A 14,832-nucleotide genomic window follows, 5' to 3' on the forward strand; every position below is an offset into this window, starting at 1 on the left:
ACAACTCGCTGGTTGAATAACCAAATAAGTGTGGGCAAAGATAGAGAGCGATCTTGCCCACAACTTACAATCAATTCACAGATATCAACTATCTAGCTCGTCGTTAGGCTGCTACATTGATTAAGTCAATTACATAAAAGTATTACATTCATAAACTAGAGGTCGCTTATGTATCCAAACCTCACTGGCTTAGGTATCCACGAGCCTAAACAGATTGAACGTTACTCCCTTCGCCAAGAAGCACACAAAGATATCCTGAAGATCTATTTTCGTAAGCAGAAAGGCGAGCTGTTCGCGAAAAGCGTTAAGTTTAAGTACCCACGACAAGTAAAAAGTGTGCTTGTTAGCGGTGGCAATAATCAATACAAAGAAGTGACTGAGATTAACCGCAACCTCACGCTTGTGATTGATGAGCTTAATAAAATCACCAAACCTACGCCAACCACTGAGACGGATGTAAAACAGAAGATCCTGACCGACCTACGCCATTTAGAGAAGGTTGTGTCTAGTAAGATCGCTGAGATCGAAGCGGATCTAGAAAAACTAAAATGATCCCGATGCTAGGCGACTAATGACCATCGTTAGTTGTTCTGCTTAGATTATACAGACAATAAAAAGGGCTGATATCACTATCAGCCCTTTGTTTTAACGAACTTTTATTTAGACGACCGTGCTTGCGCATCGACTAAATTTGTATCCCACTCAAAGGCTTCAAATAACCTTAGCCAAGTTTCATCGAGGCTTGCCTTCATCACCAACTCTTCTTTAGTGAAAGGGTGAATAAAGCGCAACTCTGAAGCGTGCAGTAACAAACGGTGTGAATCCAAGTTTTCACGGAACAAGCGGTTATGCTTGCCATCACCATGCGAAGTATCACCAACAATTGGGTGTCTTAGGTGAGCCATATGACGGCGCAGCTGATGTTTACGGCCTGTCTTCGGCAACATCTCAACCAAGCAGTAGCGGCTCGTTGGAAAACGCCCTGTCGAATAGGGTACTTCCACTTTTGCCAAAGGTTCATAAGCCGTCACGGCTTCTTGTGCTTCCTTGTCCTCTTTTGCAAACTTATCCGCAATCTTGTCTAGTTCGACCTTAAGTGCGTAATCAAGCGTGTCGCCCTCTTCAATCCAGCCTCGAACAATTGCATGATAAGTCTTTTGCATCTCATGGTTAGCGAACATCGGCATCACCTCAGAAGCAACTTCACTTGAGAGTGCGAACACCAATACGCCAGAAGTCGGCCTATCTAAACGGTGCAATGGGAACACGTGTTGACCAATTTGGTCACGCAAAGTCTGCATCACAAATTGAGTCTCGTGTTTATCTAGCCATGAGCGGTGCACCAGCATTCCTGCAGGCTTATTTACCGCGACAAAGTACTCATCTTGATAAATGATCTCTAACATTAGGCGCATACCTCATCAATGCTTTGAATCGTCACTAGTAGCTCAGCTTTGTCTGCCTCATTTTTCCACACTTCACCAAAATATGGATGAATAGCAAACCCCTTAGGTAAAGGCATTTGCGCATCAATCATCGCATTAATCTTGACGATGAAGATCCACTGTAGCCACTCTTCGGGTTGCAGTGAATCGATAGCAAAAGGTTCAACGCTCGCCAGAGCTTCATCCGACGGTGCAACGCTACTCCACAGGGAGCATTGGCGCATTTGTTGTTCTAATTGTTGAAGTAATGGAGGTAACTTTGTGGCAGCTGTCATTTTTCACCAAGTTATTTATCTAGTGACCTTGAAATTGGGGCATAGAGTACCATCTATTTAGGAAAGAAAGTTAGGAGCTTTATTACTATGGAAACGATTCACACGCTCACTCAGTTACTAAAGAATAGCGGTTGCCAATACGATATCTACGACCTAGGTCGCCGTATTCAGAAGATCGACAACACCTTATTCTCTGATGTTGAGCAAGGGAAACAGCCGTACCCATTTCCACTTCAGAAACAAGCTCACTTAGCGATCAGCTACTGGAATGAACAGAAGCAGCCATGGATCTGGTTCTTAAAATTCAAACTGGATGAACGAGGCCTACTCAACCAAGCCGATGTAGGTAACTTTTTGAAGTTCGTATTAGAAGCGATGGGCACCCGTTTAAGCGGTGAGATCAGCGAAGAGCAACAAGAAAAGCTGTCGAACAACCCATACACCTTCAAGCCTTCTGAAGACAAAATGGCGGTATTCCATAGCCAAGTAAGAGCAGAATTAGACCTTGCTACTAGCCAATACTATGAACATGCTCAGCACTACTTCACCGGCGAGTTAGGTTGGGACAATTGGCAGACCGTTGGCCTACAAGGCATCACTGATATGTGTGCTCGTCTCGGCAGCCAACAAAACGGTGTCGCAATCCGTAAAGCCTTCAATAAGCTTCCGTCTGAGCCGCTTTACGCAACATTAGGCGCGCTTGAACACACGCAAATTAGTGACAAGCTAGCCCAACGTTTACAAGAGATGGCAGAGAACGAGATCAACAGCGATGAACCAGACCTGTTCTTATTGTCTGCGCTAGTGCGTGCCCTATCGGGTGCAGAGCCAAGCATCACCAATGCTGTGATTAACCAAGTTCTGGCGAGCCCACGTTTAAGCCACCAAGAAGTATTGATTGGTTTAGCTGGCCGAAGCTGGCACGCTCTACAAGACCCAGCAATTGCTGAACAATTCTTGCTACGCCTCGCACAAACGGGCAATCAAAACCTATTCAACCAGCTATTTGCTGATCTGGTGATGATTCCAGCTCTGAGAATGGTATTTTTACCTCTATTGAACTCAAACCCATCGCCAGAATTGGCGAATGCACTGATCGAGTTACAGCAAGCAACTAAATCTCAGTAATACTTTAGCAACTAACTGATAAGCCTCAACAAAGCAGCTTATAGCTAAGGTTAAATAGGAAGAAAAAGTAAAAGGAAGTATGGATTAAATGATAGATAACTTATTGGCTATTTTGTTTCTGTGCTTCTTTTGCTTTCTGTTTTGGCAGCAGCGCAGGCAATCTGAGCTTGCGAAAGCTGCCATTGCGAGAAAGTGTAAAGAGCTCGACTTGCAGCTGTTAAGTGTTGCTTTTAGTGGTCATAAACTGAAGATGCGCCATGAACTCACGACCATTTGGCGCTGGCACACCATTTACCAATTTGAGTTTTCAGCGTTAGGGGATGACTGTTACAAAGGGAAACTGACCATGGTAGGTTTCCGTTCTATGCGGTTTGAGCTACAGCCTCATAGAATGTAACGTCGCAATAAACGTTGTATCGATATTCATGATAGGGGCCAAACTGATCTTGTTTGGTCTCTTTAAATACAAAGCCGAGTTTTTCTAAAAGCTTAATCGATGGATTATGACCGACATTAACGGTCGCGAAAACATTGGTTAAACGCTCTTCAAAGCACACCAAATTAAAGAAAGGTTTCAGTACCTCACTAGCAAAACCTTGATTCCAATACTCTTTATCCAGGATAAAACCTAACTCGTGCTTACCTTCTTCTGATGAGATAAATACATGCCCAAGATATTCACGGGTTTGGTTATGGATAATGGCGCGGCAAAAGCCGACATTGTCTTGCAGTATCTCTTGAAATAGTTGCTTCGCAGAAGCGATAGAATGCGGCCCATTCATCTCTGCTCGATTAATCGGGCAGCAATTGAGCTTAATGAAGTCATGCTGTCGCTGTTCGGTATAAGGTACTAACAGCGTTCTTGAGGTTGCTATCGTCATAAAACACTCCTTGTGTTGACCGTTAGCAGAAAAGCAGATGTATTGCTCCTAAATAAAGAGCCTCTAGATGGGTGAAATGTCCAGATAAAGAAAAGCCCCGACACCGAAGTGTCAGGGCTAGGGTCTTACTCGCAGCAGTCCGGCTACTAATTAATGCTCCATGCATCGTCCATAATAGTGGCTGTAATCCTTCAGCTCTTTCCTTTACTTCGCCGTCCTAGCGGTGTCCAATCATCCTGAAAGCTAACAATCCTAGTTAGCGCACATCACTTGTTCCGTGAGCGGTGTCCTTTACATCATCCTGATGCTAATCCAACCCTTTATCCTAAAGGTGTCCATTGTCATTCCGTTGCAGCTAACTTCCTGTTAACTGACTGTGTCCCTACAATGTCCTTGCGCTCCATGCTTGATCACTCAATCCTAAGTAACCAAATCTTCATCCTGAAGATAACCAATTCCTTGGTGCTTTCCTGTTCCGTGTCAGAATCCTTCCGACAAGGTTTAATTTACGCGATTTAGGATTTCGGACAATAGATTTGCATCACATTTTGAATTCAAACAAGTTGTTAATTATATAAAACAATTAAAATTCAAAAACTTAACCATATGTGCATCAATCTCTCTAGAGAAGTATTCGCGTTATCTCACAGCGTTTGTAAGAGATCTCTCACACGCTATAGGATGTTTTATGATTCGCTATCAGTCACCGGAGCGAGTAAAATAACCAAAGACTAAAAATGGAGGTCAACATGCTGACAAAAGATGTTTCTGAAGAGTTGAAATCCGTGCTTGAAGGACTGCAAGCACAAGGCAAAGAGCCAACCGTTGCGCTAGTAAAAGCTCGTATGAGTACATCAGTTCCCATGCCAGCCTTAATCACGACCATTAAAAGCTGGAAAAACGCGAACCGTGTTCCTAAAGTCGAAGTGGCAACACAACAAGAGCCAGAACTTGATCGCATTGGTCAACTAGAAAAACAAATCCTGGAACTTACAGCTCGCGTCGCCACGCTAGAAGCTCAGTTAACAAATAAATAGATCGACAGTTAAATAAGCTAACAGAGAAATAGAACACTATGAAGATATGGGTTGATGCGGACGCTTGTCCTAAGGTTATCCGAGAAACCATCGTACGCGCAGCTGAGCGAACCGGTGTTGAATGCACCTTCATCGCGAATCACGTTGTCCCTGTACCGAAGCGAAACAACATTCACTCTATTCAAGTGCCAAGCGGATTCGATATCGCCGACAATGAAATAGTAAAACGCACAGAGAAAGGCGATCTCGTGATTACTTCAGACATTCCTCTGGCTGACGAAGTGATCACTAAAGGTGCACTAGCGCTGAGTTCTCGTGGAGAGCTTTACACTAAAGAGACCATTAAAGCGCGCCTCAACATTCGTGACTTTATGGAAACCATGCGCTCAAGTGGCATCCAGACAGGTGGCCCAAGCACGCTTTCTCAAACCGACCGTCGTGAGTTCGCCAACCACCTTGATCGACTATTAGCGAAGCGTTAATCCTTCCTTTTACCTCAAAGAGCTCCGAAAGAGCCTCTTTTGAATAACAGTAAGCACTGTGAAATTTTAATCGACCGACTCCGTTCTTGATATTTATTACAATAACGGAGTATTGATTATGGTTCGTCGTATCGCTTTAGCGTTGTCCGTCACTTTAGGAAGCACTCAACTGTCCTTCGCCAATCAAGAATATGGCATCGTTGGCGGTAGCCTCACCTACGGTGAGAGTGTTTTTTCTACCAAGAGTGCACCTCAACTTGGTGCGACACCCAACCTCTTCTACTCTGGTCCTAAAGGCTTTATTGATGGCAGTTTAGCAAACTGGCAACTGCTACCTTTTGTCGGGCTATCTGGAAACTGGCGTTTCGCTGAAGTGTCAGACACCTTCGTTGACCTGCCCAATGGCATTCAAAACAGAGATGGCAATGGCGAGCTCGGGATAACACTAGGGACCGTAGGCGCTAGGCTCACCTACTTACATGACGTAACCTCAGAGCATAACGGCTACGAAGTTCAGCTCCACTTAGGCAGAACATTGGAAACCTGGACACAGCCGTTAACCTTTACCCCCTACCTCGAAGTCGATTATCGTGACAGAAAACTCTCTAATCACCTCTACGGCATTGCTAACCGCGAGTCTTCTGCGTCAGGGCTAAATCAGTTCGATGCAGGCGCTACCTTTGTTTATCAAGCTGGGATCATTGGGCTCTATGAATTTACACCACGATGGATTGGTATTAGCAAAATGGAATTGACTCATCACGACTCGAACAGCCCTCTCATCCAAAGGGATGTAGGGTGGTCGCTGGAGGTTGGGTTAACCTACCGTTTTGCGGGCTTGTAACCGCTATCTTCCAATAAAGAAAAAGCCCGCACAATGTGCAGGCTTTCGGTGTAATCATAAAACAATGATTAGATTCTATGGCGTGTAGTACGTTGCTGCACCTGGGCCAACTGGTAGACCAAATACGAATACCCACACGTAGAACATTAAGCTCCAACCCACCAAGAATACGATTGAGTATGGAAGCATAGTCGCAATCAGAGTACCAATACCTAGGTTCTTCATGTAACGCGTCGCTACAGCAAGGATAAGACCGAAGTAGCTCATCATTGGCGTAATGATGTTCGTTGTTGAGTCACCGATACGGTAAGCCGCTTGAATCGTTTCTGGTGCGTAACCAACAAGCATCAGCATTGGAACAAAGATAGGTGCTGTTACTGCCCACTGAGCAGAAGCTGAACCGATCATCAGGTTAATGAAGCCACACATTAGGATGAATGCGAAGAACAACATTGGACCTGTTAGGCCGATGTCTTGTAGGAAGCTTGCGCCCGCTACTGCGAATACTTGACCGAAGTTAGTCCACTTGAAGAAAGCAACAAACTGAGCAGCGAAGAATACAAGTACGATGTACATGCCCATAGAAGACATAGACTTAGACATTGCATCGATAACGTCGCGGTCAGTTTTCATTGTGCCGGTAACTTTACCGTAAACGAAACCAGGAACTGCGAAGAATACGAAGATGAACGCTACAATACTTTTCAGGAATGGAGAACCAGAAACCGTACCAGCAGCAGAACGCAGAACGCCGTCTTCAGGAACAATTGTCCAAGCAAGAAGAGCTGATACTGCTAGAACTGCGATACCAGCTAGCTTAAGACCTTTCTTCTCCACATCTGTTAGTTTGCCCATTGTATCGTTTGATAAATCTTCAGACGCTTCTTCGTCGTTGTATTTACCCAGTTTTGGTTCAACAATCTTCTCCGTTACGAATGCACCCGTAATTGCGATGAAGAAAGTAGATACAAACATGAAGTACCAGTTTGATTCAGGACCAACGCTGTAAGTCGGGTCGATCATTTGTGCAGCTGTTTCTGTAATACCAGAAAGCAGTGGGTCAACCGTACCGATTAGAAGGTTTGCAGAGTAACCACCAGATACACCCGCGAATGCTGCCGCTAGACCTGCAAGAGGGTGACGACCTAAAGAGTGGAAAAGCATTGCTGCAAGTGGAATCAGTACCACGTAACCTAGCTCAGAAGCCGTGTTAGAAATGATACCTGCAAATACCACAGTTACAGTAACCATGCGCTTAGATGCGCCCATTACCATGCCACGCATCGCAGCAGATAGTAGACCTGAGTGCTCAGCAATCGCTACACCTAGCATTGCAACTAGCACAGTACCTAATGGCGCAAAGCCAACAAAGTTTTTAACTAAATTAGTTACGATAAGTTGTAAGCCTTCAGCATTAAGTAAGCTTACAACGTGGATCATGCCGTCAGCAGCACGACCAGGAGCACCTTCTGGACGAGGGTCCATAACAGACACTTCAAAGTACCCTGCGATACCAGAAGTCACTAAGATTGCGACACAGAAGATTGCGAAAAGAGTGATCGGGTGGGGTAATAGATTCCCCAAATACTCAACACCATCGAGAAAACGGGTAAAAATAGGTTTCTTTGGCGAGTTGTTTTTTATTGAAGCTGATGAACTCATCAGTTCCCTCCTTGTAGTGATTCCTATGCAATTGTGACAAAAATGTTCAAATTGCAGGCGAAGGGTACGCGACAAAATTATCAATTAGAAATTCAAAATGTTACAAAATGTGTAACAAATGACGACATTTAACTCTATTTGAACAATTAATTAGCAAATAAAACCACAATAAACACAAAAACCAGGTTTATAATTCACAATTACACATTCACTACTAATATAACTTACGATATAACTTCTTGATTAGTTTGAAAATAAAGTCCGCCGTACGATAAATAAACACTCGATATTCACTAAGATTGTTTGCGAAGGAAAAGAGAAACCGTTAAATGAATAAAGTTTGACTTTCCCCTCGTTTTTTACAGGTATGTCACAACACATTGACTGTTTATTTTTGAACCGCTTTGAACCTTGGGTTGGTTTTGCAGATTACATAGAGGCGCCCTCTACGCTTTACTATTTGACAATCTGGGTGACGGCTCTTTGCGCTTTTTAGTGATTTCACAACCTTCATCTATTTAGCTCCCTTACCCAATTGACCAAAGCGGCGAGTAAAGTTCGCCACACGACCTTCTTTATGTAGCACTCTCTGTTTTCCGGTATAGAAAGGATGAGACTTTGAAGACACTTCGATAGTGAAGTAAGGGTAAGTATTGCCATCTTCCCATTCGATCGTACGGTCTGTTTTCAAGGTTGAACCTATCAAGAAGTATTCATCAACACTGGTGTCATGAAAAACCACAGTGCGGTAATCAGGATGGATATTTGGTTTCATCTGTTTTCCCCAAAATTATTATTCGATACGTTATAACATTGCAAATGATAATTATTATCAAAAGAAAAACAAGTCGTTTTATGATATTTTCCGACCATAAATCGTAATTAGAGACCTTCTACCTATGTACTCCATTGAGCCTATTGGCTTTATAGAATCTCCCTATAAAGAGAAGTTCGCGGTACCAAGGCAGCCTAGGTTGGTGCCAACATCAACCTCTAAAGTAAAGCTTGTTGACGCGGCAAACTGCCTAGAGTCGGTTCGCAACATCGAACAATTCAGCCATGTGTGGCTCTTATTTCTGTTCGACAAAAACCTTGAAGCGGGCTGGAAGCCGACGGTGAGACCACCTCGACTGGGTGGTAATGAACGTATTGGAGTTTTTGCGTCTCGTGCCACATTTAGACCCAACGGAATTGGCATGTCAGCGGTGGAGTTAAAAGGCGTATCTCAAGATAAAGGGCAAACTTGGCTAGACCTTGGCAGTGTCGATTTAGTCGACGGAACACCAATTATCGACATCAAGCCTTACATCCCCTACTCCGATTCCATTCCGGACGCACAGGGAGGGTTTGCAGCCGAAGAGCCAGAGGTGTTAGAGGTTAACTTTTCACAGCAGGCACAAAGCAAACTGGCACAGCACCCAGAGGCGCGCCATATTATTCAAGTGATCAAAGAGGTATTAGGCCAAGATCCTCGCCCTGCCTATAAGAAAGGCAAGCCAGACAACAAGGAATATGCGGTAAATTTGTTCGATCTTAACGTGAAATTCGTTGTTGAGGCGTTTTTCATCAATGTAACTGACATTGAACGCTTTTGAGATCCCAAATAGGCTGATATTATATGCGGCTATATCGGATTTACTGCTGCCAATAGCGGCAGTAAATTTACTTTTATTAATGATGAAACGGATACCATAGAATGCGTACCAGTAACTATCTTCTTTCTACTCTGAAAGAGACTCCAAACGACGCAGAAGTTATCAGCCACCAGCTGATGCTACGTGCAGGTATGATCCGTAAGCTAGCTTCAGGTTTATACACTTGGCTACCTACCGGTCTGCGTGTGCTGCGTAAAGTCGAAAACATCGTTCGCCAAGAGATCGATAATGCAGGTGCAGTTGAGACTTTAATGCCCGTAGTGCAGCCGTTTGAGCTATGGGAAGAGACTGGTCGTAGCGAAAAAATGGGCCCAGAACTACTGCGCTTTACTGACCGCCATTCTCGTCCGTTTGTTCTTAGCCCAACAGCTGAAGAAGTAATCACGAGCCTAGTTCGTAACGAAGTTAACTCGTACAAACAACTGCCGCTAAACCTATACCAGATTCAAACGAAATTCCGTGATGAGCGTCGTCCACGTTTCGGCGTGATGCGTGCTCGTGAATTCTCTATGATGGATGCGTACAGCTTCGATATCGACAAAGAAGGCCTAGAAAAGTCTTACCAAGCGATGCACGATGCTTACTGTAATGCATTCGACCGCATGGGTCTTGAGTACCGTCCAGTACTAGCAGACTCAGGCGCTATCGGTGGTAGTGGTTCTCAAGAGTTCCACGTACTCGCTGAAAGCGGCGAAGACCTAATCGCATTCTCTACAGAATCTGATTACGCAGCAAACATCGAGAAAGCGGAAGCACTAGCTCCAACTGAAGAAGCTGCTGCACCAACTCAAGAGATGGAACTGGTTGATACTCCAAACGCGAAAACTATCGCAGAATTGGTAGAGCAACACGGTCTAGCAATCGAGAAAACCGTTAAGACTCTATTCGTTAAAGCTTCTGATGAAGTAGATGCAGACATCATTGCTCTAATCATCCGTGGCGACCACGAACTGAACGAAGTGAAAGCGGAAAACCTTCCACAAGTAGCTTCTCCACTAGAGATGGCTTCTGAAGAAGAAATTCGCGCACTTGTTGGCGCAGGCCCAGGTTCACTTGGCCCTGTAGGCTTAGAGCTACCATTCATCGTTGACCGCTCTGTTGCTGTAATGAGCGACTTCGCCGCGGGTGCAAACATCGATGGTAAGCACTACTTCGGTATCAACTGGGGTCGTGACGTTGAGCTTGCTCAAGTAGAAGATCTACGTAACGTAATCGAAGGCGACCTAAGCCCATGTGGTCAAGGTACACTTCAGCTTAAACGTGGTATCGAAGTTGGTCATATCTTCCAACTAGGTAACGTTTACTCACAAGCGATGAACTGTGGCGTGCTTGGTCCTGACGGTAAGAACGTTATCCTTGAGATGGGTTGTTACGGTATCGGTGTATCACGTGTTGTCGCTTCTGCAATCGAGCAGAACCATGACAAATACGGCATCATCTGGCCTGACGCACTAGCACCTTTCCAAGTTGCTATCGTTCCTATGAACATGCACAAGTCTGAAGAAGTTAAAGAAGCGGCTGAGAAGCTATACGCTGAACTAACAGCTATGGGTATCGAAGTACTATTCGATGACCGTAAAGAGCGTCCAGGCGTAATGTTCTCTGACATCGAGCTAATTGGTATCCCTCACACTATCGTGATCGGTGACCGCTCAATGAAAGAAGGTAACTTCGAGTACAAGAACCGTCGTGCTGGTACTAAAGAAGCTGTTGCTATCGATTCAATCGTTGAACACGTTACTTCTCAATTTGCTAAATAAGCAAACTCAGCAAAGTACGTGATCTTGCAAAGCAAATAATAGAAGGCTGCCATCTGGCGGCCTTTTTTATTTCCCCTCTTCACCTTCACTCACTCTCTCATTTCTCGATAAAGTAAATAACGTAAGTTAATCCCCGGTTCATCTTTAAATACGTATATTGGATTCATCAACTCATTAGACGCGTTTACCATTGGAGGTATCGATGGATCTTAAAAGCCTACTTAACCAAGCACTTAAGTCAGACCTTGTTAAACAAGGCACTCAGAAACTCTCACAAAGCTCATCTGGCCTAAGCGGTCTTGCACAAGGCAGTAAAGGCAGCAGCAAAAGTACACTTGGTGCATTAGGTGCAGGAGCAGTTGGTGGCGGGTTGCTAGGAGCTCTCATGGGCTCAAAGAAAACCAAGAAGATTGGCAAGAAGGCCGTGGGTATTGGTGGAGCAGCTGCGCTTGGTGCATTGGCATACAAGGTATATAACGATTACCAAGCTAAACAAGGCACTCCGGACTCATCTCCGCAAGCCACTTTCAATGAGCAGGATACTTGTCATAACCTGCTTATTCTACGTTCGATGATTGCGGCTTCTAAAGCGGACGGTCATGTCGATGAGCAAGAGATGGCTAAAATTGAACAAGCCGTCGAAAACATGGGCGCGGATTATCAGCTGACTAAGTTAGTGTCTGAAGAGCTGCACAAACCGCTCGATCCGAGCGAAATTGCTCAACTCGCAAGCTCACCGCAACAAGCCAGTGAGATCTACTTAGCTTCTTTGATCGTGGCTGACGAGCAGAACTTCATGGAAAAGGCTTACTTGAAAGAATTAGCGAAGCAACTCAACCTTGCAGATGAAGTGAAATTCCAGCTGGAGCAGCAAGTCGCGGGCTAGTCGACCAATCATTGGTTAACTGGTCACCTAATAAAGTGACAAACTGAAGCGCAATAAAATGAGATATTGAGCAAGAACAAACTAACTCTGATCTTCGTCAGATCCGCTTTGTTTTTGCTTATCTCTATGTGTATATTGAGATCAGTTATCATTTGGTTAGGTATAAAAATGAAAGTATACGATTGTTGTGATTTGGTACGTGAACTGTACTCTCAAATTGGCAGTGGCGACCAAGGCTACATCCCTAAAGCGATTACCTGCGCAGTAAAAACATTAAACGACCTTGCAGCAGATGAATCTCTTCCTAAAGAAGCTCGCGAACGTGCGGCATTTGCCGCTGCTAACCTACTCATTTCAGATTTCGAGGACTAATATGAACCTCGCTAATTTTGAAAAGATGGATCCTGTTATGTTGATGAGCATCGTCAACATGAAGCTACGTGACGACTTCGGCGGAGATTTAGACCGAGTGGTTAACTTCTACGAAATCGACAAAGCAGCACTAATCGCTAAACTTGCCTCAGCGGGTTTTGAATACCTGCCAGAAGCAAAACAGTTTAGATAATGACGTAAATTCAGATTGATAGACAAAGGCCAACTCGATGTTGGTCTTTTTTATAGGTGTACGTTTCAACCAACACAGCCGGCAGAATATAAATTATCTCCTCCTTACTCCCTTTTTATATCTTAGACTCTAAGAACGCGCCTTGAATCGTAGCGTGTAGTTGTATAGGCTACCTCAAATAGCATATAAAAACTCATCACCCAACTTGATGATAGTGAAGGATTAACAATGAAAAGACTCGGACTTTTGGCAGTGTTCGCTGCAACGCTTACTGCAGGTTGCGCTTCAAATACTCAGCAAGACAATTTTCGTGAAGCCTCTTTTGAGCTGTGTAATACTGAAGTCGATATTTACTCTGTAAGCCACGATGAAAGAGTACGTATCGTCTGTTCTGATGGCTCTAAATTCGCTTTAAACAGCGAAGATACACTAGAAGTAATGCGTGACATCAACATCGACTACTGTGATGGCGAAGGCTTAGGTAAGTTTAATGAAAGCCGCCATTACTACTCGTTCAAGTGTAAATCAGGCACCCTACTTAGCATCAAAAAGTAGAACCAACACAAACAACAAATACAAAGGGTTAATGTGAAAGCATTAGCCCTTTTTAGTACCCGTAATAACCAATCTTCAAAAACAAAAAAGCCCCAATAAAGGAGCCTCTAATATCATCATTTTTCAAAGTAGTCGTTTGAAATTCTAGGAGAGCACGCGGAGCTTACGAATGTAAGTGAGCATGGTCGACAACGAAGCTCCTCAAAAACAAAAAGGCCCCAACAGGAGCCTTTCAAATCTTATTTTTCAATCAAATAGCTTTAGTTCAAGGAAAAGGCGCGGAGTTTACGAATGTAAATGAGCACCTTTGACATAGAAATTAAGCTATTTGAGCCAGAAAAATTAAGCGTAAACAGGTAGACGCTTACAAATTTCTAATACTTTTGCTTTAGTCGCTTCGATAACGGACTCATCACCCATGTTATCTAGGATGTCACAGATCCAACCTGCTAGCTCTTTCGCGTCTGCTTCTGAGAAACCGCGACGAGTGATAGAAGGAGAACCGATACGGATACCTGACGTTACAAACGGGCTGCGAGGGTCGTTTGGTACTGAGTTCTTGTTTACTGTGATGTTTGCTGCACCTAGTGCTGCGTCTGCTTCTTTACCTGTGATGTCTTTGTTGATTAGGTCAACTAGGAACAGGTGGTTCTCTGTAGAACCTGAAACGATGTTGTAACCACGCTCAAGGAATTCAGCAACCATTGCTTTTGCGTTAGCAACTACGCGTGCTTGGTACTCTTTGAACTCTGGCTCTAGAGCTTCTTTGAACGCTACTGCTTTACCAGCGATAACGTGCATTAGAGGGCCACCTTGACCGCCTGGGAATACTGCTGAGTTCAGCTTCTTGTAAAGATCTTCGCCTTCGTTAGAAAGGATTAGACCGCCACGTGGGCCTGCTAGCGTTTTGTGCGTTGTTGTTGTAACAACGTGCGCGTGTGGAACTGGGTTCGGGTAAACACCTGCCGCGATTAGACCCGCTACGTGAGCCATATCTACGAATAGGTAAGCACCTACTTTGTCAGCGATTTCACGCATGCGCTTCCAATCACAGATTTGAGAGTAAGCAGAGAAACCACCGATGATCATCTTAGGTTTGTTCTCGATAGCCAGCTTTTCCATCTCTTCGTAATCGATTTGGCCAGCTTCGTCGATACCGTAAGGGATGATGTTGTAAAGCTTACCAGAGAAGTTTACTGGAGAACCGTGAGTTAGGTGACCACCGTGCGCTAGGCTCATACCTAGAACTGTGTCGCCTGCGTTCAGTAGCGCCATGTATACAGCGTTGTTTGCTTGAGAGCCTGAGTGAGGCTGTACGTTAGCGTACTCAGCACCAAACAGTTCACATGCACGTTCAATTGCTAGAGTTTCAACTTTGTCTACGTACTCACAACCACCGTAGTAACGCTTGCCTGGGTAGCCTTCAGCGTATTTGTTTGTTAGCTGAGAACCTTGAGCTTCCATTACACGTGGGCTTGTGTAGTTTTCTGAAGCGATAAGTTCGATGTGCTCTTCCTGACGAAGAGTTTCTTCTTGGATAGCTGCGAATAGATCCGCATCGTAATCAGCAATGTTCATGTCACGCTTAAGCATCTGTATCTCCTGACTCAGATTGTACTGAAAGTTTCAAAAAAACCACACAACGACCGAAAGCAAA

Annotated in this window: 19 protein-coding genes; 12 read left to right on the forward strand and 7 right to left on the reverse strand. The window is 44.3% G+C overall.

All coding sequences use genetic code 11. The features are described from left to right. The first annotated feature begins 168 nt into the window (after window positions 1–168). Window positions 169–552, forward strand: a complete 384-nt coding sequence (locus tag OH460_RS06090; protein WP_061032602.1) for a DUF3461 family protein — start codon at window positions 169–171, stop codon at window positions 550–552. Between the two features lie 104 nt (window positions 553–656). On the opposite strand, the gene truC is transcribed toward OH460_RS06090, so the two are convergent. Together truC and OH460_RS06100 are read right to left on the reverse strand one after the other, a co-directional pair. Beyond that, window positions 657–1,406, reverse strand: coding sequence for a tRNA pseudouridine(65) synthase TruC (truC, locus tag OH460_RS06095; protein ID WP_269995951.1), 750 nt, complete (start codon window positions 1,404–1,406; stop codon window positions 657–659). Then, window positions 1,406–1,720 carry a YqcC family protein gene (locus tag OH460_RS06100; protein WP_105057493.1) on the reverse strand — a complete coding sequence of 105 codons (315 nt, stop codon included), beginning with the start codon at window positions 1,718–1,720 and terminating at the stop codon, window positions 1,406–1,408. The genes truC and OH460_RS06100 overlap by 1 nt, the downstream gene beginning before the upstream one ends. An 87-nt stretch (window positions 1,721–1,807) precedes the next feature. On the opposite strand from OH460_RS06100, the gene OH460_RS06105 reads away from it, so the two are divergent. Together OH460_RS06105 and OH460_RS06110 are read left to right on the forward strand one after the other, a co-directional pair. Beyond that, window positions 1,808–2,848, forward strand: coding sequence for a DUF3549 family protein (locus OH460_RS06105; protein ID WP_269995952.1), 1,041 nt, complete (start codon window positions 1,808–1,810; stop codon window positions 2,846–2,848). 88 nt (window positions 2,849–2,936) lie between these two features. Continuing rightward, window positions 2,937–3,245, forward strand: coding sequence for a DUF3301 domain-containing protein (locus tag OH460_RS06110; RefSeq protein WP_032498839.1), 309 nt, complete (start codon window positions 2,937–2,939; stop codon window positions 3,243–3,245). Here OH460_RS06110 and OH460_RS06115 read toward each other — a convergent pair. Next, a complete protein-coding gene (locus OH460_RS06115; protein ID WP_269995953.1) occupies window positions 3,211–3,729 on the reverse strand; it encodes a GNAT family N-acetyltransferase in 519 nt (172 codons plus the stop codon). The two genes, OH460_RS06110 and OH460_RS06115, sit on opposite strands and share 35 nt — an antisense overlap. Window positions 3,730–4,478: 749 nt before the next feature. Between OH460_RS06115 and OH460_RS06120 the strand changes: the two genes are divergently transcribed. The 3 genes from OH460_RS06120 to OH460_RS06130 all read left to right on the forward strand — a co-directional run bounded on the left by OH460_RS06120 (window position 4,479) and on the right by OH460_RS06130 (window position 6,092). Next, entirely contained in the window at window positions 4,479–4,766 is a 288-nt protein-coding gene (locus tag OH460_RS06120) for a hypothetical protein (RefSeq protein ID WP_061032598.1), read from the forward strand. A 38-nt stretch (window positions 4,767–4,804) separates the two neighbouring features. Next, on the forward strand, window positions 4,805–5,248 hold the full coding sequence (locus OH460_RS06125; protein WP_008222931.1) for a YaiI/YqxD family protein: 444 nt from the start codon (window positions 4,805–4,807) through the stop codon (window positions 5,246–5,248). A gap of 118 nt (window positions 5,249–5,366) precedes the next feature. Then, the gene (locus OH460_RS06130; protein ID WP_269995954.1) at window positions 5,367–6,092 is read left to right on the forward strand and encodes a MipA/OmpV family protein; all 726 of its coding nucleotides are present in this window, start codon (window positions 5,367–5,369) and stop codon (window positions 6,090–6,092) included. Between the two features lie 75 nt (window positions 6,093–6,167). Here OH460_RS06130 and OH460_RS06135 read toward each other — a convergent pair whose 3' ends face one another. From OH460_RS06135 to OH460_RS06145, 3 genes are all read right to left on the reverse strand, one after another. Continuing rightward, entirely contained in the window at window positions 6,168–7,754 is a 1,587-nt protein-coding gene (locus OH460_RS06135) for an AbgT family transporter (protein WP_061032596.1), read from the reverse strand. A 388-nt stretch (window positions 7,755–8,142) separates the two neighbouring features. Beyond that, the gene (gene ykgO, locus OH460_RS06140; RefSeq protein WP_005380299.1) at window positions 8,143–8,268 is read right to left on the reverse strand and encodes a type B 50S ribosomal protein L36; all 126 of its coding nucleotides are present in this window, start codon (window positions 8,266–8,268) and stop codon (window positions 8,143–8,145) included. Further along, complete coding sequence (locus OH460_RS06145) at window positions 8,269–8,529, reverse strand: type B 50S ribosomal protein L31 (RefSeq protein ID WP_008222928.1); 261 nt, start codon at window positions 8,527–8,529, stop codon at window positions 8,269–8,271. Between the two features lie 124 nt (window positions 8,530–8,653). On the opposite strand from OH460_RS06145, the gene tsaA reads away from it, so the two are divergent. From tsaA to OH460_RS06175, 6 genes are all read left to right on the forward strand, one after another. Then, window positions 8,654–9,349: a tRNA (N6-threonylcarbamoyladenosine(37)-N6)-methyltransferase TrmO gene (gene tsaA / locus OH460_RS06150; RefSeq protein WP_061032595.1), complete on the forward strand. Its 696-nt coding sequence runs from the start codon at window positions 8,654–8,656 to the stop codon at window positions 9,347–9,349. Window positions 9,350–9,450: 101 nt separating this feature from the next. Next, window positions 9,451–11,169 carry a proline--tRNA ligase gene (locus tag OH460_RS06155; protein WP_269995955.1) on the forward strand — a complete coding sequence of 573 codons (1,719 nt, stop codon included), beginning with the start codon at window positions 9,451–9,453 and terminating at the stop codon, window positions 11,167–11,169. Between the two features lie 202 nt (window positions 11,170–11,371). Beyond that, the gene (locus OH460_RS06160) at window positions 11,372–12,055 is read left to right on the forward strand and encodes a tellurite resistance TerB family protein (protein WP_269995956.1); all 684 of its coding nucleotides are present in this window, start codon (window positions 11,372–11,374) and stop codon (window positions 12,053–12,055) included. Between the two features lie 168 nt (window positions 12,056–12,223). Then, entirely contained in the window at window positions 12,224–12,427 is a 204-nt protein-coding gene (locus tag OH460_RS06165; protein ID WP_008222923.1) for a YaeP family protein, read from the forward strand. 1 nt (window position 12,428) lies between these two features. Then, window positions 12,429–12,620, forward strand: a complete 192-nt coding sequence (locus OH460_RS06170) for a DUF4250 domain-containing protein (RefSeq protein WP_004738555.1) — start codon at window positions 12,429–12,431, stop codon at window positions 12,618–12,620. A 228-nt stretch (window positions 12,621–12,848) separates the two neighbouring features. Next, window positions 12,849–13,175, forward strand: a complete 327-nt coding sequence (locus OH460_RS06175; RefSeq protein WP_008222921.1) for a hypothetical protein — start codon at window positions 12,849–12,851, stop codon at window positions 13,173–13,175. Window positions 13,176–13,517: 342 nt separating this feature from the next. Here the strand turns inward: OH460_RS06175 and glyA are convergent, their stop codons facing one another. Then, window positions 13,518–14,768 (reverse strand): serine hydroxymethyltransferase, encoded by a 1,251-nt coding sequence (gene glyA, locus OH460_RS06180; RefSeq protein ID WP_004738553.1) that lies wholly within the window; start codon window positions 14,766–14,768, stop codon window positions 13,518–13,520. Between the last annotated feature and the right edge of the window lie 64 nt (window positions 14,769–14,832).

Origin of the sequence: Vibrio sp. Makdt, from assembly GCF_027587015.1 — a bacterium.
Taxonomy (GTDB): domain Bacteria; phylum Pseudomonadota; class Gammaproteobacteria; order Enterobacterales; family Vibrionaceae; genus Vibrio; species Vibrio chagasii_B.